This window comes from Acuticoccus yangtzensis (assembly GCF_001927245.1).
Lineage (GTDB): Bacteria > Pseudomonadota > Alphaproteobacteria > Rhizobiales > Amorphaceae > Acuticoccus > Acuticoccus yangtzensis.
The window spans coordinates 476,557-495,756 of sequence record NZ_MJUX01000002.1 but is presented as its reverse complement, the minus strand read 5'-3'; the positions used below and the strand labels follow the sequence as shown (position 1 = coordinate 495,756).

Below are 19,200 nucleotides of genomic sequence, written 5' to 3'. Positions count from 1 at the left end.
GCGATCGCCCCGCTCGCCCGATGACCTCCATCGCCACGGCCCGGCCCCCTCGGGGGCCGGCTCACACCTTCGGACGGGCCGTGCGCCTCGTCTCGAAGGTCTGCGGCGTCCTGTCGGCGTCCATGATCGTCGCCTCGGTCGCCATCACCTGCCACCTCATCTTCGTCCGCTTCGTGCTGAACCACTCGACCATCTGGCAGACCGAGGCGGTCACCTATCTGATGATCGGCGCCACCCTCATCGGCCTTCCCTACGTGCAGCTTCTGCGCGGCCACGTGAACGTCGAGCTGGTGCCTCTCATGCTGCCGCCGGGCGCGCGCCGCGTCCTCATCGCCGTCACAACGGCGGTGACGCTCTTCATCGCGCTCCTGATGCTCTATTACGGGTTCGAGCTGTTCCACTTCGCCTGGGACCGCAATTGGCGCTCGGACACGGTGTGGGGCGTCAAGCTCTGGATCCCCTACATCGCCATGCCGGTCGGCTTCGCGCTCTACGCGCTGCAGCTCTTCGCCGACATCGTCGCCCCGCAATCGCCGCCGGCCGGTGAGGCGGTGCTCGGCCACGGTCTCGCCGAACGGCCGGACGCGGGCGAGAAGGCCGCGCTCCACCCCGCCACCCGCCCCCTCTCGGAGTGACCTGATGGATCCGCTCACTCTCGGCGCCCTCATCGGGCTCGCGACCGTGGTCGTGCTCTTCTCCGGCATCTCCGTGGCGGTCGGCCTGCTCGTCGTCTCGGCGCTGTTCCTGCTCGTGTTCGACGGCCCGCGCTCGCTGGAGCTTCTGCCGGAGATCTTTTTCGCCAACCTCGACGATTTCGCGCTCCTCTCGCTGCCCATGTTCATCATCATGGGCGCGTCGATCGCCTCCACCCGCGCCGGCGCCGACCTCTACGAAGCGCTCGACCGCTGGCTGACGCGCGTTCCGGGCGGCCTCGTCGTCTCCAATCTCGGCGCCTGCGCGCTGTTCGCGGCGATGTCCGGCTCCTCGCCCGCCACCTGCGCCGCCATCGGCAAGATGGGCATCCCCGAGATGCGAAAGCGCGGCTACCCCTCCTCCGTGGCGGCGGGTTCCATCGCGGCGGGCGGAACGCTCGGCATCCTCATCCCGCCGTCGGTCACGATGATCGTCTACGGCATCTCCACCGAGACCTCGATCGGCCGTCTGTTCCTGGCCGGCGTGGTGCCAGGGCTGCTGCTCGTCGTCCTCTTCATGATCTGGTCGATCTTCTCGACCTGGCGGCAGGGCGCGGCGGGCGTGGCACTTTCGGCAACGCGCTACACCTGGGCCGAGCGGGCGGAGATGCTGCCGCGCGTGCTTCCGTTCCTCGCCATCATCGTCGGCGTGCTCTACGCGCTCTATGGCGGCGTGGCGACACCGTCCGAAACGGCCGCGGTGGGCGCGCTCCTCTGCATCCTCGTCGCCGTCGTCATCTACCGGCTGTGGAACCCCACGGATCTCTGGACGGTCCTGCGCGATTCCACCCGCGAAAGCGTGATGATCCTCTTCATCATCGGCGCGGCGGGCGTCTTCGCCTTCATGATGTCGAACCTCTTCGTCACCCAGGCGATCGCCGGGTGGATCCAGGAGCTGGACGCCAACCGCTGGGTCATCATGGCGGCGATCAACGTCTTCCTTCTGGTGGCCGGGTTCTTCCTGCCGCCGGTCGCGGTCATCCTGATGACGGCGCCGATCCTCCTCCCCATCGTCGTCGCCTCCGGCTTCGATCCCTACTGGTTCGCCGTGATCCTCACCATCAACATGGAGATCGGCCTCATCTCGCCCCCGGTCGGCCTCAACCTCTACGTCATCAACGGGATCGCACCGGACATACCCTTGAAGACGATTCTTCTCGGATCGCTCCCTTATGTCCTATGCATGATCCTCGCGATCGTGATCCTGTCGATCTTCCCGGGACTTGCGACCGGCCTTCCCAATCTCCTCATGGGACCTGCCCTATGAACTTGTTGTACGATGATTTGCCATCAGATCCAGAATTGGCATTTTTGTACCTGGCTGACGCATATATTGATGCGATACCGTCAGTAAATAAAGCAAATGTGACGATATTGCTTGTTAAATTAAAGCAAGCATCAAGCGTTTTGAATTTAGAAATTACAGATTTACCTGATTATGTTGATATGGGAGATGGGTTCACAGCGACTTTTGATAGAATAATACTTGCCTGTGAGAGACTCAAAATACAAAAATCCATGACCAGAGATGATAAAGTCATTTCACCTTCAGATAAAGAGAAAATTATTTCTTTGCTCGAAAAGATTAGAAGGCTGATAGAGGTCAGCTCGGCTTCTGAAGAAAAAAAGAGTTTGGTTATTGAGAAAATAATTTCCCTGCAGGCAGAAATAATGCACGATAATATCCGTTGGGACCGGATCAATGAAAAATTTATTAGAGTAGCAGGAACGGCTTCTGCCTTAGGGACAGCCTTTGAACCAATTATGAAGCAGATTTCGAAATTGGCTCAATATTTAGGCATCGTTCAGCGAAGCGCAAAAGAAACGAGCCTACTGGATTTCGCAGAGCGCCTACTGCTCCCTTCTCCAGATGAAACTACGGCTGAGAAAAAAGACGAAAATGACGGCTAACTATCTCATCAACGCGCTGCTCGCCGGCAAGGACGACGCTGCACCCTTCGCCGAGATCCCCGGCACGCCGACCCGGCACTACACCTATGGCGACGTGCGCGACGTCTCGGGCCGCTTCGCCGTGCGGCTCATGGAACTCGGCGTGAAGCCCGGCGACCGCGTGGCCGTGCAGGTTCCCAAATCCATCGAAGCCTTGATGCTCTACCTCGCCGTGGTGCGGGCGGGCGCGATCTTCCTGCCGCTCAACACCGCCTACACCGCCGCGGAAGTCGCCTACTTCGTCGGCGACGCGGAACCGGCATTGGTGGTGTGCGACCCGAAGGACGAGGCCGCCATCCGCCCGATCGCGGAGAAGGTCGGCGCCAAGCTGGAGACGCTCGGCGTCTGGAACGCGGCCGACAACGACGCGGGGACCTTCCTCGCCGGCGTGTCCGATGCGCTGACCATGGAAACGGACGTGCCGCGCGGGCCGGACGATCTGGCCGCGATCCTCTACACCTCCGGCACCACAGGGCGGTCCAAGGGGGCGATGCTCAGCCACGCCAACCTCGCGTCGAACTCTGAGACGCTGGTCGGCCACTGGGGCTTCACCAAGGACGACGTCCTCATCCACGCCCTGCCGATCTACCACACGCACGGCCTGTTCGTGGCGACCAACGTCACGCTCATCGCCGGCGCGTCGATGATCTTCCTGCCGAAGTTCGACGCTAAGGAAGCCATCGCGCTGATGCCGCGCGCCACCTCGCTGATGGGTGTGCCGACCTTCTACGTGCGCCTGATCGCCGAGCCGGGGCTGGGCGAAGCGTCAAAGTCCATGCGCCTCTTCGTGTCCGGCTCCGCACCCCTTCTGGCCGAGACGCACGACCGCTTCCGCGAGATCACCGGCAAGGCGATCCTGGAACGGTACGGCATGACCGAGACCAACATGAACACCTCCAACCCCTATGACGGTGACCGTCGTGCGGGGACGGTGGGCTTCCCGCTGCCGGGCGTGGAGCTGCGCGTCGTCGAGCCGGAGTCCAAGGAGGTGAAGATCCTGCCGCAGGGCGAGATCGGCATGATCCAGGTGCGCGGCCCCAACGTGTTCCAGGGCTATTGGCGGATGCCGGAGAAGACCGCCGAGGAGCTGGCGGCGGACGGCTGGTTCACCACCGGCGACCTCGGCAAGGTGGACGAGGACGGCTATGTCCACATCGTCGGGCGCGGCAAGGACCTCATCATTTCGGGCGGCTTCAACGTCTACCCGAAGGAGATCGAAAGCGTGATCGACGAGCTGCCGGGGGTGGACGAGTCGGCCGTCATCGGCGTGCCGCACCCGGACTTCGGCGAGGGCGTGGTGGCGGTGATCGTGCCGCGCGCGGGCGCCTCGCTGGATGCGGCGTCGATCGAAAGTGCGCTGACCGACAAGCTCGCCCGCTTCAAGCAGCCCAAGCTGATCGACTTCGTGGACGCCCTGCCGCGCAACACCATGGGCAAGGTGCAGAAGAACGTCCTGCGCGAGAAGCACGCGGCCGCCTTCAAGGGCTGAACCGCGACGGGCTTTGCGGCGGGTGCAACTCGCCCGCCGCGCGGGGGACCGCGCAAGACGGCGCTGGCGTCATCGCTCCCCCGGAACGGGCCGCCTCGCCGATCCGCGTCCGGCGGGCTCGATGGCGGCACCGATATTGCATGCCATCTGGGCTGCGCTATTGTGCAGCCCTCGCCACCTCAGTTCACCGGTCTCCGTTCCCGTGTCTCGACCCTTCCGCCGTGCGGTTCGCGCCGCACGCGTCCGCCCCGCCGCCCGCCGATCAGCGCCATGCTGAGCCTTCCCCTCGCGGCCCTGTCCTGGCTCGGCCGTCAGGGGCCGGTGGCGCTCATCTTCGTCCTCCTGATCGCCTTCCTGCTGCCGCCCGTCGGCAACCTGCTCCGCCCCTTCGTCACCGAGGCGGTGTTCCTGTCGCTCATCATGGCCTTCATGCGGATCGACCCGGCGCGGCTGAAGGCGACGCTCGCCCGGCCGGGCACCGCCATCCTCATCGTCGGCTGGACGATGATCGCCCTGCCGCTCATCACCTACGCCGTGCTGCACTTCACCGGCGTTCAGGCGGCGGCGCCCGCGATCTTCCTGGCGCTGATGATCCAGACGATCACCATGCCCATCATGGCCGCGCCCAGCATGGTGATGATGGTCGGCCTCGACGGCACGCTGTCGCTCGTCGCCATCGTCTTCGGCGGGGCGATGATGCCGATCCTCACGCCGTCCCTCATCGCGCTGCTCGACCTGCCGCTCGCCATCTCCCCGTGGGCGCTGGCGCAGAAACTGGCGCTGACGCTCGCGGGGTCGGCGGCGGCGGGGCTGGCGATGCGCCGGCTCGTCGGCGCGGCGCGGATCGCCCGCAACCGCTCGGCGATGGACGGGCTCAACGTCCTCGTCATGTTCATCTTCGTGTCGTCGGTGTTCGGCGACATCCTCTTCACCGCCATCGCCGAGCCGGGGCGAATCCTCGGCCTCACCGCGCTCGCCTTCGTCACCAATTTCGGGCTGCTCTTCGCCGCCTGGATCCTGTTGCGGCCGATGGGGCCGGAGGCGGCGCCGTCGCTCGCCATCGTCGGCTCGCAGCGCAACATGGGGCTGATGCTGGCGGTGGCCGGCGCCTCGCTGCCGGACACGGTGTGGCTCTACGTGGCGATGGGGCAGATCCCCATCCTGCTGGTGCCTCTGGCGCTGAAGCTCGGCGCGCGCCGCCTCGCCTGAGGCGGGTCAGCCGCGCCCGTTCAGCGGATTGGCGGGGTCCCAGCGGTAGCCGATCATGTCGAAGCGCATGTCGCGCGCGTCGAACAGCAGGAGCCGCCCGCGCAGCGGCTCGCCGACGGAGAGGATCAGCTTCAGCACCTCGGTCGCCTGCAGCGTGCCCACCACGCCGGTGACGACGCCGAGGATGCCGGTGGCCGAGCAGGTGTCCACCAAGGCATCGGGCGGCGGGTCCGGGAAGAGACAGCGATAGGTCGGCCAGGGCGTCCCGTCCGGCGCGCTCTCGTGCGGGGTCAGCGTGGTCACGTGCCCGTCGAACCCGTTCACCGCGGCGGTCACCAGCGGCACGCGGGCATGGAAGGCCGCGTCCGACACGGCGTAGCGGGTGGCGGCGTTGTCCGACCCGTCGGCGACCACGGTGCAGCCCTCCAGCAGCGCCGCGGTCTCTTCAGTGAAGCGCACGGCGTGGGTTTCCACCCGCACCTCGGGGTTCAGCCGCGCGACGGCGTCCGCCGCGCTGTCCGCCTTCGGGCGGCCGATGTCGGGCGTGCCGTGCAGGATCTGCCGCTGCAGGTTGGAGAGCGACACGGCGTCGTCGTCGATCACGCGCAGGGTGCCGACGCCCGCCGCCGCCAGATAGGCGATCAGCGGCGAGCCGAGACCGCCCGCGCCGATCACCGCCACCGTCGCCTCTTTGAGCTTCTGTTGCCCCGGCCCGCCGACGTCGGACAGCACCAGGTGGCGGGCATATCGCTCGATCTCGGCGGGGGAGAAAGCCATCGTCAGCGGCCCGTGGAGCCGAAGCCGCCGGCGCCGCGGGCGGTCTCGTCCAGCGCGTCCGCCTCGGCCAGCGTCACCGCGAGGACCGGGGCGACGACGAGCTGGGCGATGCGCTCGCCCCGCTCCACGGTGAACGGTGCGTCCGACAGGTTGACGAGGATCACCTTCATCTCGCCGCGATAGTCCGCGTCGATGGTGCCGGGGGTGTTGAGCACCGTCACACCGTGCTTGGCGGCGAGGCCGGAGCGGGGGCGCACCTGTCCCTCGGTGCCCTGCGGCAGGGCGATGGCGAACCCGGTCGGCACCATGGCGCGCGTCCAGGGGGCGAGCACCAAGGGCGCGTCCGCGGGGACGGCGGCGGGGAGGTCGATCCCGGCCGCGCCGGCGCTCTGGTAGCCGAGCGACAGACCTTCGCCGTGCGGCAGGCGGATGAATGAAACGTCGATCATGGCGCCACTTAGCACCATAAGTCGGGCGGCGTCAGCGGGCCTTCAGCGCATCGGCGATCCGCGCCACGAGACGGGTGCCGACCTCTTCCTTGCTGAGGCGCGGCCAGTCTTCCACGCTGTCCGCCGTCACGAGATGCACGGTGTTCTCACCCGCACCGAAGACGCCCTCCGACACGTCGTTGGCGACGATCCAGTCGCAGCCTTTGCGCGCCAGCTTGTCCCGCGCATAGGCGATGACGTTCTGGGTCTCCGCTGCGAAGCCGACGACGAGGGCCGGCCGCTCCGCCCTTTTGGCGACGGTGGCGAGGATGTCGGGGTTCTCGGTCAGCGTGAGGACGGGCGCGGTGCCGGTCTTCTTCATCTTCTGCGGTGCGGCGTCGACGCGGAAGTCGGCCACGGCGGCGGCCATCACCGCGGCGTCGGCGGGGAGGGCGGCGGTGACGGCGGCCAGCATGTCGCGCGCCGATTCCACCGCGACGAGGTCGACCCCCTTCGGCGGCGGGATCGTCACCGGGCCGGACACCAAAGTCACCCGCGCCCCGGCGGCGGCGAGCGCTGCGGCGATCGCATGGCCCTGCTTGCCGGACGAGCGGTTGGCGATGTAGCGCACCGGGTCGATCGGCTCATGCGTCGGCCCGGAGGTGACGATGACGTGGCGTCCGGTGAGCGGGCCGGGCGCGGCGGGTGCCAGCAGCGTGTCGACGGCGGCGAGCAGCGCTTCGCTGGAGGCGAGACGTCCGACGCCCGCCTCACCGCGCTCGGCCATCTCCCCCGCCTCGGGGCCGACGAAGTGGACGCCGTCCGCCGCCAGTTGCGCCGCGTTGCGCCGCGTCGCCGGATGCGCCCACATGAAGGGGTTCATCGCCGGCGCGGCGAGGACGGGCGCGCCGGTGGCCAGCAGCGCCGCGGTGGCGAGATCGTCCGCCCGGCCCGCCGCCATGCGCGACAGGATGTCGGCCGAAGCGGGCGCCACCAGCACAAGGTCGGCCGCTCTGGCGAGGCGGATGTGGCCGATCTCGCGCTCGCGGTCGAGGTCGAAGAGGTCGGTCAGCACGGGCGCGTTGGAGAGTGCGCCCACCGCCAGCGGGGTGACGAAGCGCGTCGCCGCCTCGGTGAGGATCACCGGAGTCTCGTGGCCGCGCTCGCGCAGGCGGCGGATGAGGTCCAGCACCTTATAGGCCGCGATCCCGCCGGAGATGACGATGAGAATGCGTGCCATCGGCCCGTCCGCCCTTCAGCGCGTGTGTCCCGTTTACGCGCCCGCTCAGGAGCGCGAAAACTGGGTCGGCGCGCCGGACACCACGTTCGACTCGCCCCCCGGCGCCACCTCATAAACCGCAAGGCCGCGCTCGGACAGCCCGTCCCTGTCGAGGCGGAAGATACCGTCGACGCCGAGGAAGCCGTCGCTCGCCTGCAGCGAGGCGGGGCGGAAGGCCTGGGCACCACGCGCGCCGACGAGGCCGTTGGCGAGAAGCGTCGCGTCGTAGACCAGCGAGGCGGTGCGCGGCGGGGCGGCCCCGAAGGCGGCGCTATATTTCTGCGAGAACTCGGCGAAACCGCCCGGCGCCGGTCCCGGATACCAGGCGCCGACGAGGCCGGGCGCGGCCAGCACCGCGCGGTTGGCCCACTGCCCGCTGCCGAGGAGCTTCGGCGTCTGCCCGGCCGTGCTGAAGGCGGACGCGGCAATGGACGGATCGTCACCCCCGTTCGGCACGAACACGGCCTGCACCGCGCCGCGTGCGGACACCGCCTCGGCAGCGGCGCGGATTTCGCCCGGTGCGTAGCGCTCCACGGTGGTCACACGTCCGCCGGACGCGGACACCGCCTCGCGGAAGGCGGCCTCCATCACGAGCCCGTAGTTGGTGTTCGGCACCAGCGCGGCGAAGGTGCGCATGCCTTGTGTCGCCGCATAGGAGACGATGCGGGCGGCATCCTGCTTGGGCAGGAAGGACAGGAGATAGGTGCCACGCCCGGCCACCCCGGCATCGGTCGAGAAGGCGATCATCGGGACGCCCGCACCGCGCGCCGCCTCGGACGCGCCGCGCACCGCCTCGGCGAAGACCGGGCCGAGGATGAGCTGCGCGCCGGAGCCGATCGCCTGCTCGGCGGCGAGCTTGGCGACGTCCGTCTCGCCCGCCGTGTCACGGATCTCAACACGGATGTTGTCGGTCGCGACGTCCCGCAAAGCGAGGTCGGCGGCGTTCTTGAACGATTGGGCGAGGCTCGACGCGCTGCCCCCGGCGGACAAGGGCAGCAGCATCGCCACCGGAACGTTGCCGTCGCCGATCGTGGTGAAATTCTGCTGCGGGGGAAGATCCTGGCGGGTCACGAGGACGTCCGGCGTCGGCTCGTCACCCCCGCCGAAGCCGAAGCAGCCGCCCAGCAGGGTGAGGGAGGCGAGTGTCAGGACCCGCGCGGCGTGTTTTATCGTCGTCTTGCGCACGGCGCCAACCTTGACCATTGATCGTCGACCTTTCAAGCTGAGATGTACCGTGGCACGCAGAACCTTTATGGTCGACGGCGTTTCCTTATACGCTGAGGCCGCACCCCCAGGTCTTTCCATCGTGGCGACACCGATCGGAAACCTGGGCGATATTACCCTGCGTGCGCTGAAGACGCTGGCCGGGGCCGACATGGTCGCCGCCGAGGACACCCGCCACACCGGCCGCATGCTGCAACATTTCGGCATCGAGGCTCACCTCGTCCGCTACGACGAGCACGGCGCCGAACGGCAGCGCCCGCGCCTGATCGCCGACCTTTCCGAGGGCCGCTCCGTGGCGCTGGTCAGCGATGCCGGAACGCCGCTCATCTCCGACCCCGGCTACCGGCTGGTGGTCGAGGCGCGCGAGGCCGGTATTCCGGTCCATGCGGTGCCTGGACCGGCGGCGCCCATGGCCGCCGCCTCTGTCGCGGGCCTGCCGACCGACAGCCTGATGTTCGCCGGGTTCCTCCCCGCCAAGGAGGCGGCGCGGCAGGCCCGCATCCGCGAGGTGATGGCCGTTCCCGCCACGCTCGCATTCTTCGAGGCGCCGCACCGGCTGGGCGAGGCGCTGGCCGACCTTTCCGCCATCCTCGGCCCGCGTGAGGCCGCCGTCTGCCGCGAGCTGACGAAGCGGTTCGAGACCGTGGACCGCGCCCCGCTGCCGGACCTCGCCGCACGTCACGGCGCCACGGAGACCAAGGGCGAGATCGTCATCCTCGTCGGCCCGCCGGGCGAGGCCGAGCCGCTCGGCGAAGCGGAGGTGGACGCGCTCCTTGCCGCCGCACTGCAGACGCAGCCCGTCAGCGCGGCCGCCGCCGACGTCGCCAAGGCCACCGGCCTCAACCGGCGGGACCTCTACAAGCGCGCCCTCACGCTGAAGTCCTGACGCCGACCTGTCGGCGCGCCGGATCTGCCGTGCGCGCTGAACCATTGCGTTTCTTGCCGCGCCGGCTCATTTGACGTTCAGACTCGAGGAGGCGCGACTATGGCCAAGGTTCTGGTCCAGATGGACCCTATCGCCGGCATCAACATCGCCGGGGATTCCACGTTTGCGCTTCTGCTCGAAGCCTCCCGCCGCGGCCATGAGCTGTTCCACACCACGCCGGACCGCCTGTCCTTCCGCGGCGGCAAGGTCACCGCGGGCGTCGAAACGCTGACCGTGCGGGACGAGCGCGGCAACCACGCCACGCTGGGCGAAAAGGTCGCCACGCCCCTCGACGAGATGGACGTCATCCTGCTGCGCCAGGATCCGCCCTTCGACCTCGCCTACATCACCTCCACCCATTTTCTGGAGAGCGTCGACGCTCTGGTGGTCAACGACCCCGCCGGTGTGCGCAACGCGCCGGAAAAGATCATGGTGCTGGAATTCACCGACCTGATGCCAGAAACGCTGATCACCCGTTCGCGCGAGGAGATCGACGCCTTCCTGAAGGAGTTCGGCGAAATCGTCATCAAGCCGCTCTACGGCCATGGCGGCGGTGCGGTGTTCAAGGTCGGTCCGAACGACCCCAACCTGTCCTCGCTGCACGAGATGTTCTCTCTCACCTACCGCGAGCCGTTCGTGGTGCAGCGCTTCCTGCCGCGGGTGAGCGAGGGCGACAAGCGCATCATCCTCATCGACGGCGAGTTCGCCGGGGCGGTCAACCGTGTGCCGCAGGCGGGGCAGATCCGGTCCAACATGGTGCGCGGCGGTGCGGCGGCGGCCACCGATCTCTCCCCGCGCGAGCGTGAGATCTGCGAGCGCGTCGGCCCCGCCTTGCGCGAGCGTGGGCTGCTCTTCACCGGCATCGACGTGATCGACGGCATGCTGACCGAAATCAACGTGACCTCGCCGACGGGCATTCGCGCGGTGGAAAAGCTCGGCGGCCCCAATGTTGCAGCAATGTACTGGGATGCTGTGGAAGCGAAACTCTGAACGTTGGTGCCGGGACGATGGCGGGATTGGATACGGCCTGGCGAGGCTGGCGCGGTGTCGTCCGCAGCGTCAGGATCTACCACCTCGACAAGGACCACATCGCCGGCCTGACCGAGCTGGTGCGCCCTTTCGTGCGCCCGGGCAGCCTCGCCTTCGACATCGGCGCCCATGTGGGTGACCGCACCCGCGTGTTCGCCGGGCTCGGCGCGCGCGTCGTCGCCGTGGAGCCGCAGCCCCGGCTCGCCCGATTCTTGAAGACGATGTTCCTCGCCAACCGGCGCGTGACCGTGGTCACCGCCGCGGTGGGCGCCGCGGAGGGGACGCTGGACCTCCTCATCAACACCGAGAACCCGACAGTCTCGACCGGCTCCGGCGCGCTGATCGCCGCCGCCGCGGGGAGCGCCGATTGGACCGGCCAGCGCTGGGAGGAGGTGAGCCGCGTGCCGCTGACCACGCTCGACCTTCTGATCGCGCGCCACGGTCTGCCGGATTTCGTGAAGATCGACGTGGAGGGGCTGGAGGATCAGGTTCTCGCCGGGCTCAGCTACATGATCCCGACGCTGTCCTTCGAGTTCACCACCGTGCAGCGCGAGGTCGGCCTCGCCGCGATCGACCGCGCCGCCGCCCTCGGCTACGGCGCCTTCAACCTGTCGCTGGGCGAAAGCCACGCCTTCGTCTTTGATGCGCCGGTGGATGGCGCAACCATCGCCGCCGCCGTCGCGGACCTGCCGGACGACGCCAATTCGGGCGACGTCTACGCCTTCGCGGGTGCGTGACGCGGCTCAGCCGGCCGTCAGCTCGCCGCGCCTCAGCTCGTAAAGGCCGATCGCGGTGGCGATGGCGAGGTTGAAGGAATCGGCCTTTCCCGCCATCGGGATGCGGACTAGCGTGTCGCACGCCGCCGCCATCCGCTCCGTCAGGCCCGACTGCTCGGTGCCCATCAGGAGGATGCGGGAGGCGCCCGGCGTGACGGTGCGGATGTCGACGCTGCCCGCGAGGTGGGTGCCGATCAGCGGTCCTTTGCGGGAGGCGGCGAAGGCGCGGAAGGCGTCCGCCTCCATGCGGGCGAGCTTCATGTGGAAGATCGAGCCCATCGTGGCGCGCACGGCCTCCACGCCGAACGGGTCCGCGCTGGAGCCGATGAGGATCACGCCCGCGGCGCCCAGCGCGTCGGCGGTGCGGATGATGGTACCGACGTTGCCGGGGTCGCGTGGCTCCTCCAGCGCGACGATGGTGCCCGGCCCCATCGCCTTCGGGTCGGCGAGCTGCTGCTCGAACACGCCGATGACGGTCTGCGGGTTCTCCCGCCGCGCCACCTTCTCCATCACCGCGGCGGTGGCGAAGACGACGTCGGCCCCCAGCGCGCGCACCTTGGCGGCGAGCGCGGAGACGGCCTCGGTGGGCGGGTCCAGCGCGACGATCATGGTCGGGATCCACCCGGCCTCCAGCGCGTCGACGATGAGCTTGTGCCCTTCGGCGAGGAACAGGCCCGTCTCGGCCCGCGCCTTCCTCTGGTGCAGCGCCCTGACCGCCTTGATCAGCGGGTTGGCGGTGGACGAGACCTGTTTGACCGAGCCTGAGCGGGGCTGGCTCATCGTGCATTCTCCGGGCGCCAGACGGCGAACATGGATGTCGGAAGCAGGCGGCCGGACGCTGATTCGCGCAAGGCGAGCTCGCCCGCTTCCACCGTGCCGCCGCGCGGTGCCATCACCTCCTCCATCAGGCGCCCGACCGCAAGCGCGGAGGCGCGGATCGCGTAGGCGGTGAGGACGACGAAGCGCGCGTCCGGCGCGGTGATGGCGGCGACATCGCGCATCAGAGGCGGCAGATCGTCGAACAGGTTCCAGACCTCGTTCTTCGGCCCGCGCCCGAACTTCGGCGGGTCGAGCAGGATGCCCTGATAGGTCCGCCCGCGCCTGACCTCGCGCGCGACGAACTTGGCCGCGTCTTCGCAGATCCAGCGCACCTGCGCGCCCTCCAGTCCCGACGCCTCTTGATTCTCCCGCGCCCAGGCGATCGCCTTCTTGGAGGCGTCGATGTGCGTCACCTTCGCCCCCGCCGCCGCGAGGATCAGCGAGGCCGCACCCGTATAGCCGAAAAGGTTCAGCACCTCGGCGCCCTCGAAGCCCTTCAGCGCGGCGACGGCATTGTCCCAGTGCGGCTTCTGCTCGGGGAACAGGCCCGGATGGTGGTTGTTGCCGAGGCGGCAGATCATCCGCGCCGGGCCGACCGGAACCGTGAAGTCGCCCACCGGATCGCTCCAGCGGCCGGGGCCGTCGTCGTCGCCGTCGTCGCGGGCGCTTTCGAAGCGGGTGTCGGCGCGGTCCCATTCGGCGGGGGCGGCCGGTTGCCACATCGCTTGCGGTTCGGGCCGCACCAGCCGCACGTCGCCATATTGCTCGAGCTTGCGCCCGCCGCCGGAATCGATCAGCGCGTAGCCGTCCCAGGGGTCGGCGATCAGAACGGGCATCGTCATGTGGCGAAGTTCATGGCTGTAGGCTTGCCGGCTGGAGGGTGACGGGGAAGCGAGGGGCGAAGGGGAAGCGGTTGAGGGGCGCGCGCGAACAGGGCAATGTCGCGCCCGATGCCCGCCTGCGCCCGCCGCAGGGATCGCGGCGCCGCACAGCCGCCCCCGGTGAGGCGGTCATGGGAGAGCAAGACATGCAACTGACCGGCGAACACCGCATCCCGGCCCCGCGCAAGGTGGTGTGGGACGCGCTGCACGACCCCGATATCCTGAAGGACTGCATCAAAGGCTGTCAGCGCCTCGAAATGAAGAACGACCACGAGATGGTCGCCAAAGTTCAGGCCAAGGTGGGACCCGTCAAGGCGACCTTCGATGCCGACGTGGAGATCGTGAACGCCGTAGAGCCGGAGCGATACACCATCCAGGGCGAAGGCAAGGGCGGCGTCGCGGGCTTTGCCAAGGGCAAGGCCGATGTAACCCTGACCGAGGCCGCTGACAACTCGGACGAGACGATCCTCGCCTACGTGGTGGACGCCAAGGTCGGCGGCAAGCTCGCCCAGCTCGGCTCGCGCCTGGTCGACAATACCGCCAAAAAGTACGCCGCCGACTTCTTCGAGGTGCTGTGCCAGAAGATCGAGGCGCCGCAGCCCTACGCCATCCCCCGGTCCGAGGCGCTGACCGAGCCGCCGATGGACCCGGCGACCATCCATGCCACGAAAGGCCGGATCGAGCCGACCCGCGTGGAAGAAGGGCTGGTCGAGCTTCAGGAGGAGCAGGGCGGACCCTTCGCGGCGCCGCGGCCGGAAGACATCATCGAACAGCGGATCGAGGCGGCCTCGGCCCGCCGCGTCTTCGGCGGTGCCTGGTTTTGGGGCGTGATCGCGTTTGCCGCCGTCATGCTTGTTCTGGTAGCACTAAGCTAACTTGTAATAACGCTAAAGGGCATTTGGCCTGGAGCGGGGGAGCGATGAGCGAAGTCAAACTGACGGTGAATGGCCGGGCGGTCTCGCGCGACGTGGAGGACCGGACTCTTCTGGTCGATTTCATTCGCGAGCATCTCGGCCTCACCGGCACCCATGTCGGCTGTGACACGTCGCAGTGCGGCGCCTGCACCGTCCACATCGACGGCAAGGCGGTGAAGTCCTGCACCGTGCTCGCCACCCAGGTCGACGGCGCGTCTGTCACCACCATCGAAGGCTTGGCCGACGGCGACACCCTGCACCCGATGCAGTCCGCCTTCCGCACCCATCACGGCCTGCAGTGCGGCTTCTGCACGCCGGGCATGATCATGATGGCCGTCGACATCGTGAAGCGTCACCCCGAAGGGCTCGACGAAGAGACGATCCGCAAGGAGCTGGAGGGCAACATCTGCCGCTGCACCGGCTACCATAATATCGTGAAGTCGATCGAAGCCGGAGCCGCCGACATGGGCGGCGCCAAGATGGCGGCGGAGTAAGCCCATGTACGCCACGAAATATGCCAAGGCGACGTCGTTGCAGGACGCGGTGGCGAAACTCGCCGCGGCGGACGACGGCAAGTTCCTCGGCGGCGGGCAGACCCTGCTCGCCACCATGAAGCAGCGCCTCGCCGCCCCGTCCGACCTGATCGACGTCACCAAGATCCCCGAGCTGAAGGGCATCACGGTGGAGGGCGACACCATCGTCGTCGGCGCCGCGTCCACGCACTCCGAGGTGGCGCAGTCGGCCGACATCCAGCGGCTTCTGCCGGTGCTTTCGGGCCTCGCGGCGACGATCGGCGACCCGGCCGTACGCAACATGGGGACGATGGGCGGCTCCGTCGCCAACAACGACCCCGCGGCGGACTACCCGGCGGCGCTCCTCGGCCTCAACGCCACGGTGACGACGTCGAAGGGCTCCTACGCGGCGGAAGAGTTCTTCACCGGGATTTTCGAGACGGCGCTGGACGAGGACGAGATCATCGTCAAGATCGCCTTCCCGATCCCGCAGAAGGCGGCCTACGAGAAGTTCCGCAACCCGGCGTCGCGCTACTCGCTGTGCTCGGTCTTCGTGGCGATGACGGCGGACGGTCCGCGCGTCGCCGTCACCGGGTCCGGCAACGACGGCGTGTTCCGTGTGGCCGAGATGGAGGCCGCGCTCGCCTCCAACTGGTCGGCGGACGCGGTGTCCGGCATCACCATCGACCCCGACACGATGCTGTCCGACATCCACGGCTCGGCCGAGTATCGGGCCCACCTCGTCACGGTGCTGGCCGCCCGTGCAGTCGCCAAGGCCGGCTGACCCGTTGGCGACGGACGACACGTCGGGCGCTGCGGCGCCCGGCGCCACCGACCAGGCGGGCGCCCCAGCGCCCGCTGCCCCGGATGAGCCGCCCGCTGGACTGGATGAGGCGTCCGCCCCGCGCGGCTTCGACCGGTTGGCCGAAGCCTTCGCCGCGCTCGGCATCGACCCGCCGACGGTCGAGCACGAGGCGGCCTTCACCGTCGATCAGGCGGTGGACCTGCGCGGAACCATCCCCGGCCTCCACACCAAGAACCTCTTCCTGAAGGACAAGAAGGGGGCCTATTTCCTGGTGACGGCACCGGAGGATGCGGCGATCGACCTGAAGCGCATCCACACCGTCATCGGCGCCAAGGGCCGGGTCTCCTTCGGCTCGGCCGAGGCGATGGTGCAGATGCTCGGCGTGACGCCCGGCTCTGTCACCCCGCTCGCCCTCGTCAACGACGATGCGGGCCTCGTGACCTGCATCTTCCACGAGGCGCTGGGCGCGGCGGACCTCATCAACGTCCACCCTCTGCGCAACACGGCCACGGTCACTCTGGCGCGTGAAGAACTCTTTGCCATTCTGTCGCGGGCGGGCCACACTCCCACGGTTACGGCGCTTCCGGCGCCGGAATAAGGCCGCTCGCGCGTCCCTGCGGGGCGGCGTACGGTAAGACGGCACAAGAGTTTGGGCCGGGGCGATTGTCTTCGCACCGGCCAAACCCATGTTTCCTCAAACGACACGGCGAACGAGACAGCGAATGAGCTCCCTGCTTGGTCCGAGCGGACTTGAGATTTCATCCAAACCGGCTGCCCCGAAGGGCTCCGGCAGCGGCGGCGTTGTCGACACCACCACGCAGACCTTCATGCAGGACGTGGTGGAAGCCTCGCGCGACGTTCCCGTTCTGGTGGACTTCTGGGCGCCCTGGTGCGGCCCGTGCAAGCAGCTTGCCCCGGTCCTGGAAAAGGCGGTCGCCTCCACCAAGGGCGCGGTCAAGCTCGTCAAAATGAACATCGACGACTATCCGGAGATCGCCGGCCAGCTCGGCATCAAGTCGATCCCGGCGGTCATCGCCTTCCGCAACGGGCAGCCGATGGACGGCTTCGTCGGCGCGCAGACGGAAGGGCAGATCAAGACCTTCATCGAGCGGATCGCCGGCCCGGCCGAAGATCCCGCCGCCGACCTCCTGGCCGAGGCGAAGGCCGCCCACGACGCCGGCGACTTCGACCAGGCGATGATGATCTACAGCCAGATCCTGCAGCAGGTGGACCCGCAGAACGCGGAAGCCATCGCCGGGCTCGGCATGGTCAGCCTGTCGGCCGGCAACGTCGACCAGGCCAAGGGCATCTTCGACCAGATCCCCGAGGAGATGCGGGCCGAACCGCCGATCGACGCGCTGGCGAAGGCCATCGCGCTGGCCGAGCAGGCCGCCGCACTCGGCGGAACCGCCGACCTGAAGGCGAAGGTGGACGCCGACCCCGCCGACCTCCAGGCCCGCTTCGACTATGCCGTCGCCCTGGCCGGAAACGGCGCCAAGGCGGAGGCCGTGGCCGAGCTTCTCGAGATCCTGCGCCGCGAGCGCGAGTGGAACGAGGGCGCGGCACGCACCGAGTTGATGAACTTCTTCGAGACCTGGGGTCCGAAGGATCCGGCGACCGTCACCGGACGCCGCAAGATGGCGTCCATTCTGTTCGCCTAAAGCCCACGCGAACCGCGAGGAGCAGCACCATGCGCATCGGCAATGCGCTCTACGAGTCCGTTGACGACATCCCGTCCATCGTGCCGGTCTTTCCCTTATCCGGCGCGCTGCTCCTGCCGCGCTCGCATTTGCCGCTGAACATCTTCGAGCCGCGCTACCTGAAGATGATCGACGACGCGCTGGCGACGGATCGTGTGATCGCCATGGTCCAGCCCCGCTTCGACGAGCCGGGCGAGGACGAAGACGAGGACGCGCCGACCTTGTGCGAGGTCGGCTCGCTCGGCCGCATCGTCTCGGTGCAGGAGTCCGGCGACGGGCGCTATCTGATCCAGCTCGCCGGGATATGTCGCATCTCCGTGGTGGAGGAGCTGCCGACGGCGCAGCCCTATCGCAAGTGCAGGATCTCCGCCGCTCGCTTCACCACCGATCTGGAGGGCGAGGCGAACGGGTCCGAGGTCGACCGCGAAGCGCTGATCAAGGCCTTCCAAGGCTATCTCGACGCCAACGACCTCGAGGCCGACTGGAAGAGCGTGCGCGCCGCGTCCAACGAGGCGCTGGTGAACACGCTCGCCATGATGAGCCCCTACGGCCCGGCCGAGAAACAGGCGCTGTTGGAGGCGCCCGACCTCGCCGCCCGCGCCGCCACCCTGGTCGCCATCACCGAGATGGAGATCGCCCGCCAATCGGGCGAGGAAACCGTCCTCAACTGACGCGGCCGGCCTGAAATGTCTTGCGGTCCGGCGCGATTTGCGGAAGGTCGGCGCCGGTCCCGCTGTTTGAGGTTCAACGATGGTTGAAGAACACAAGGTCGACCCGAAGCTGCTCGAGCTTCTGGTTTGCCCCGTCACGAAATCCACCCTGCGCTTCGACGCGGCAACCAACGAGCTGATTTCGGACCAGGCCAAGCTCGCCTACCCGATCCGCGACGGCATTCCGATCATGATCCCGGACGAGGCGCGCAAGCTCTCCTGACGGCCTGCCCCGTCAAACGCTTCGCCTCGCGAGGCGGTCGAGCGTCGCCGTCCACGGCGACGCAGCCGGCGCGGCGCCCGCACGCGATCCAAGCTCCATGATTTCTGCGGGGCTGATGCCCGCAAGTCCCTGATTGGACTTGGCCTCTCGGTTGCTAGAACGGGCGGCACTGGCGCGCCTTTCGACCGTCACCGACCATCACCGCGAGTGGAGCCCCCATCATGAGGACGAATTTCAAGCTGCCGAACGTCACCTTCCGGACCCGCGTTCGGGACGAAGAGGTCGGCGGGCCGAACCCGTTTCGCTGGCAGGACATGACGACCGCGGACTATTTCGCGGGCAAGCGCGTGATCCTGTTCGCGCTGCCGGGGGCCTTCACGCCCACCTGCTCGACGTTCCAGCTTCCGGGGTTCGACGACGGGTTCGAGGATTTCAAGGCGCAGGGCATCGACGCGATCTACTGCCTGTCGGTCAACGACGCCTTCACCATGAACAAGTGGGCCGAGTCGCAGGGCGTCAAGAACATCACCATGATTCCGGACGGATCGGGCGAGTTCACCCGCCGCATGGGCATGCTGGTCTCGAAGAAGAATCTCGGCTTCGGCGATCGCTCATGGCGTTATGCCGCCATCGTCAACGACGGTGTGGTGGAAGCCTGGTTCGAGGAGCCGGGCCTTATGGACGATTGCCCCGAGGATCCCTACGGCGTCTCCAGCCCGGAAAACCTGATGACCCATCTGTCGCAGGCGCAGGCGGCCTGATCGCTCCACCCTCTACCGCCGGTTTTCGCCGGCGACCGCCCCTCGCGGTTTGTGGCGCCCCGTCGGATCTCTCCGGCAGGGCGCTTTTTGTTTCTTG

22 protein-coding genes are annotated in these 19,200 nt (G+C 68.0%); 16 read left to right on the top strand and 6 right to left on the bottom strand.

Annotated features, from left to right (window positions below):
• Positions 1 to 80 precede the first annotated feature (80 nt).
• The 5 genes from BIX52_RS08460 to BIX52_RS08445 all read left to right on the top strand — a co-directional run bounded on the left by BIX52_RS08460 (position 81) and on the right by BIX52_RS08445 (position 5,340).
• A complete protein-coding gene (locus BIX52_RS08460) occupies positions 81 to 635 on the top strand; it encodes a TRAP transporter small permease (protein ID WP_208990469.1) in 555 nt (184 codons plus the stop codon).
• Between the two features lie 4 nt (positions 636 to 639).
• On the top strand, positions 640 to 1,959 hold the full coding sequence (locus BIX52_RS08455) for a TRAP transporter large permease (protein ID WP_075220585.1): 1,320 nt from the start codon (positions 640 to 642) through the stop codon (positions 1,957 to 1,959).
• Positions 1,956 to 2,603 carry a hypothetical protein gene (locus BIX52_RS22805; RefSeq protein ID WP_139312740.1) on the top strand — a complete coding sequence of 216 codons (648 nt, stop codon included), beginning with the start codon at positions 1,956 to 1,958 and terminating at the stop codon, positions 2,601 to 2,603. The genes BIX52_RS08455 and BIX52_RS22805 overlap by 4 nt, the downstream gene beginning before the upstream one ends.
• The gene (locus BIX52_RS08450; RefSeq protein ID WP_075220584.1) at positions 2,593 to 4,131 is read left to right on the top strand and encodes a malonate--CoA ligase; all 1,539 of its coding nucleotides are present in this window, start codon (positions 2,593 to 2,595) and stop codon (positions 4,129 to 4,131) included. Before BIX52_RS22805 ends, BIX52_RS08450 begins: the two co-directional genes overlap by 11 nt.
• Before the next feature lie 270 nt (positions 4,132 to 4,401).
• Positions 4,402 to 5,340, top strand: a complete 939-nt coding sequence (locus BIX52_RS08445) for a bile acid:sodium symporter family protein (protein ID WP_075220583.1) — start codon at positions 4,402 to 4,404, stop codon at positions 5,338 to 5,340.
• Between the two features lie 6 nt (positions 5,341 to 5,346).
• Here the strand turns inward: BIX52_RS08445 and BIX52_RS08440 are convergent, their stop codons facing one another.
• From BIX52_RS08440 to BIX52_RS08425, 4 genes are read right to left on the bottom strand one after another with little or no spacing between them, the layout of a single operon-like run.
• On the bottom strand, positions 5,347 to 6,117 hold the full coding sequence (locus tag BIX52_RS08440; RefSeq protein ID WP_075220582.1) for a HesA/MoeB/ThiF family protein: 771 nt from the start codon (positions 6,115 to 6,117) through the stop codon (positions 5,347 to 5,349).
• A 2-nt stretch (positions 6,118 to 6,119) separates the two neighbouring features.
• Positions 6,120 to 6,566, bottom strand: coding sequence for a dUTP diphosphatase (gene dut, locus BIX52_RS08435; protein ID WP_075220581.1), 447 nt, complete (start codon positions 6,564 to 6,566; stop codon positions 6,120 to 6,122).
• A gap of 31 nt (positions 6,567 to 6,597) precedes the next feature.
• On the bottom strand, positions 6,598 to 7,785 hold the full coding sequence (gene coaBC / locus BIX52_RS08430) for a bifunctional phosphopantothenoylcysteine decarboxylase/phosphopantothenate--cysteine ligase CoaBC (protein ID WP_075220580.1): 1,188 nt from the start codon (positions 7,783 to 7,785) through the stop codon (positions 6,598 to 6,600).
• 45 nt (positions 7,786 to 7,830) lie between these two features.
• Entirely contained in the window at positions 7,831 to 9,027 is a 1,197-nt protein-coding gene (locus BIX52_RS08425; protein ID WP_075220579.1) for a penicillin-binding protein activator, read from the bottom strand.
• A gap of 103 nt (positions 9,028 to 9,130) precedes the next feature.
• On the opposite strand from BIX52_RS08425, the gene rsmI reads away from it, so the two are divergent.
• From rsmI to BIX52_RS08410, 3 genes are all read left to right on the top strand, one after another.
• Positions 9,131 to 9,934, top strand: coding sequence for a 16S rRNA (cytidine(1402)-2'-O)-methyltransferase (rsmI, locus tag BIX52_RS08420; RefSeq protein ID WP_245803153.1), 804 nt, complete (start codon positions 9,131 to 9,133; stop codon positions 9,932 to 9,934).
• Positions 9,935 to 10,033: 99 nt separating this feature from the next.
• Positions 10,034 to 10,963 (top strand): glutathione synthase, encoded by a 930-nt coding sequence (gshB, locus tag BIX52_RS08415; protein WP_075220577.1) that lies wholly within the window; start codon positions 10,034 to 10,036, stop codon positions 10,961 to 10,963.
• Between the two features lie 17 nt (positions 10,964 to 10,980).
• Positions 10,981 to 11,739 carry an FkbM family methyltransferase gene (locus BIX52_RS08410; RefSeq protein WP_075220576.1) on the top strand — a complete coding sequence of 253 codons (759 nt, stop codon included), beginning with the start codon at positions 10,981 to 10,983 and terminating at the stop codon, positions 11,737 to 11,739.
• Positions 11,740 to 11,745: 6 nt separating this feature from the next.
• Here BIX52_RS08410 and BIX52_RS08405 read toward each other — a convergent pair whose 3' ends face one another.
• Together BIX52_RS08405 and BIX52_RS08400 are read right to left on the bottom strand one after the other, a co-directional pair.
• Positions 11,746 to 12,558, bottom strand: coding sequence for a TrmH family RNA methyltransferase (locus BIX52_RS08405; protein ID WP_075220575.1), 813 nt, complete (start codon positions 12,556 to 12,558; stop codon positions 11,746 to 11,748).
• Positions 12,555 to 13,439 carry a class I SAM-dependent methyltransferase gene (locus BIX52_RS08400; RefSeq protein WP_108676463.1) on the bottom strand — a complete coding sequence of 295 codons (885 nt, stop codon included), beginning with the start codon at positions 13,437 to 13,439 and terminating at the stop codon, positions 12,555 to 12,557. The genes BIX52_RS08405 and BIX52_RS08400 overlap by 4 nt, the downstream gene beginning before the upstream one ends.
• A gap of 185 nt (positions 13,440 to 13,624) precedes the next feature.
• On the opposite strand from BIX52_RS08400, the gene BIX52_RS08395 reads away from it, so the two are divergent.
• From BIX52_RS08395 to BIX52_RS08360, 8 genes are all read left to right on the top strand, one after another.
• A complete protein-coding gene (locus BIX52_RS08395; protein WP_075220782.1) occupies positions 13,625 to 14,353 on the top strand; it encodes an SRPBCC family protein in 729 nt (242 codons plus the stop codon).
• A 44-nt stretch (positions 14,354 to 14,397) separates the two neighbouring features.
• Positions 14,398 to 14,886: a (2Fe-2S)-binding protein gene (locus BIX52_RS08390; protein ID WP_075220574.1), complete on the top strand. Its 489-nt coding sequence runs from the start codon at positions 14,398 to 14,400 to the stop codon at positions 14,884 to 14,886.
• A 4-nt stretch (positions 14,887 to 14,890) separates the two neighbouring features.
• On the top strand, positions 14,891 to 15,688 hold the full coding sequence (locus BIX52_RS08385) for an FAD binding domain-containing protein (protein ID WP_075220573.1): 798 nt from the start codon (positions 14,891 to 14,893) through the stop codon (positions 15,686 to 15,688).
• 4 nt (positions 15,689 to 15,692) lie between these two features.
• The gene (locus BIX52_RS08380) at positions 15,693 to 16,307 is read left to right on the top strand and encodes a prolyl-tRNA synthetase associated domain-containing protein (protein ID WP_108676462.1); all 615 of its coding nucleotides are present in this window, start codon (positions 15,693 to 15,695) and stop codon (positions 16,305 to 16,307) included.
• A 124-nt stretch (positions 16,308 to 16,431) separates the two neighbouring features.
• Positions 16,432 to 17,370 carry a thioredoxin gene (trxA, locus tag BIX52_RS08375; RefSeq protein ID WP_075220571.1) on the top strand — a complete coding sequence of 313 codons (939 nt, stop codon included), beginning with the start codon at positions 16,432 to 16,434 and terminating at the stop codon, positions 17,368 to 17,370.
• A gap of 29 nt (positions 17,371 to 17,399) precedes the next feature.
• Positions 17,400 to 18,080: an LON peptidase substrate-binding domain-containing protein gene (locus tag BIX52_RS08370; protein WP_075220570.1), complete on the top strand. Its 681-nt coding sequence runs from the start codon at positions 17,400 to 17,402 to the stop codon at positions 18,078 to 18,080.
• Between the two features lie 79 nt (positions 18,081 to 18,159).
• Positions 18,160 to 18,342: a Trm112 family protein gene (locus BIX52_RS08365; protein WP_075220569.1), complete on the top strand. Its 183-nt coding sequence runs from the start codon at positions 18,160 to 18,162 to the stop codon at positions 18,340 to 18,342.
• 221 nt (positions 18,343 to 18,563) lie between these two features.
• A complete protein-coding gene (locus BIX52_RS08360; protein WP_075220568.1) occupies positions 18,564 to 19,103 on the top strand; it encodes a peroxiredoxin in 540 nt (179 codons plus the stop codon).
• Positions 19,104 to 19,200 lie beyond the last annotated feature (97 nt).

What these genes read in the sequence shown, in the direction of transcription:
- coaBC (WP_075220580.1), bottom strand. Translation starts at nt 7,785, where the DNA reads ATGGCACGCATTCTCATCGTCATCTCCGGCGGGATCGCGGCCTATAAG.
- BIX52_RS08395 (WP_075220782.1), top strand. Translation starts at nt 13,625, where the DNA reads ATGCAACTGACCGGCGAACACCGCATCCCGGCCCCGCGCAAGGTGGTG.
- BIX52_RS08455 (WP_075220585.1), top strand. Translation starts at nt 640, where the DNA reads ATGGATCCGCTCACTCTCGGCGCCCTCATCGGGCTCGCGACCGTGGTC.
- gshB (WP_075220577.1), top strand. Translation starts at nt 10,034, where the DNA reads ATGGCCAAGGTTCTGGTCCAGATGGACCCTATCGCCGGCATCAACATC.
- BIX52_RS08385 (WP_075220573.1), top strand. Translation starts at nt 14,891, where the DNA reads ATGTACGCCACGAAATATGCCAAGGCGACGTCGTTGCAGGACGCGGTG.
- BIX52_RS08405 (WP_075220575.1), bottom strand. Translation starts at nt 12,558, where the DNA reads ATGAGCCAGCCCCGCTCAGGCTCGGTCAAACAGGTCTCGTCCACCGCC.
- BIX52_RS08370 (WP_075220570.1), top strand. Translation starts at nt 17,400, where the DNA reads ATGCGCATCGGCAATGCGCTCTACGAGTCCGTTGACGACATCCCGTCC.
- dut (WP_075220581.1), bottom strand. Translation starts at nt 6,566, where the DNA reads ATGATCGACGTTTCATTCATCCGCCTGCCGCACGGCGAAGGTCTGTCG.
- BIX52_RS08425 (WP_075220579.1), bottom strand. Translation starts at nt 9,027, where the DNA reads ATGGTCAAGGTTGGCGCCGTGCGCAAGACGACGATAAAACACGCCGCG.
- BIX52_RS08400 (WP_108676463.1), bottom strand. Translation starts at nt 13,439, where the DNA reads ATGACGATGCCCGTTCTGATCGCCGACCCCTGGGACGGCTACGCGCTG.
- BIX52_RS08360 (WP_075220568.1), top strand. Translation starts at nt 18,564, where the DNA reads ATGAGGACGAATTTCAAGCTGCCGAACGTCACCTTCCGGACCCGCGTT.
- BIX52_RS08445 (WP_075220583.1), top strand. Translation starts at nt 4,402, where the DNA reads ATGCTGAGCCTTCCCCTCGCGGCCCTGTCCTGGCTCGGCCGTCAGGGG.
- BIX52_RS22805 (WP_139312740.1), top strand. Translation starts at nt 1,956, where the DNA reads ATGAACTTGTTGTACGATGATTTGCCATCAGATCCAGAATTGGCATTT.
- BIX52_RS08450 (WP_075220584.1), top strand. Translation starts at nt 2,593, where the DNA reads ATGACGGCTAACTATCTCATCAACGCGCTGCTCGCCGGCAAGGACGAC.
- trxA (WP_075220571.1), top strand. Translation starts at nt 16,432, where the DNA reads ATGAGCTCCCTGCTTGGTCCGAGCGGACTTGAGATTTCATCCAAACCG.
- BIX52_RS08365 (WP_075220569.1), top strand. Translation starts at nt 18,160, where the DNA reads ATGGTTGAAGAACACAAGGTCGACCCGAAGCTGCTCGAGCTTCTGGTT.
- BIX52_RS08410 (WP_075220576.1), top strand. Translation starts at nt 10,981, where the DNA reads ATGGCGGGATTGGATACGGCCTGGCGAGGCTGGCGCGGTGTCGTCCGC.
- BIX52_RS08390 (WP_075220574.1), top strand. Translation starts at nt 14,398, where the DNA reads ATGAGCGAAGTCAAACTGACGGTGAATGGCCGGGCGGTCTCGCGCGAC.
- BIX52_RS08440 (WP_075220582.1), bottom strand. Translation starts at nt 6,117, where the DNA reads ATGGCTTTCTCCCCCGCCGAGATCGAGCGATATGCCCGCCACCTGGTG.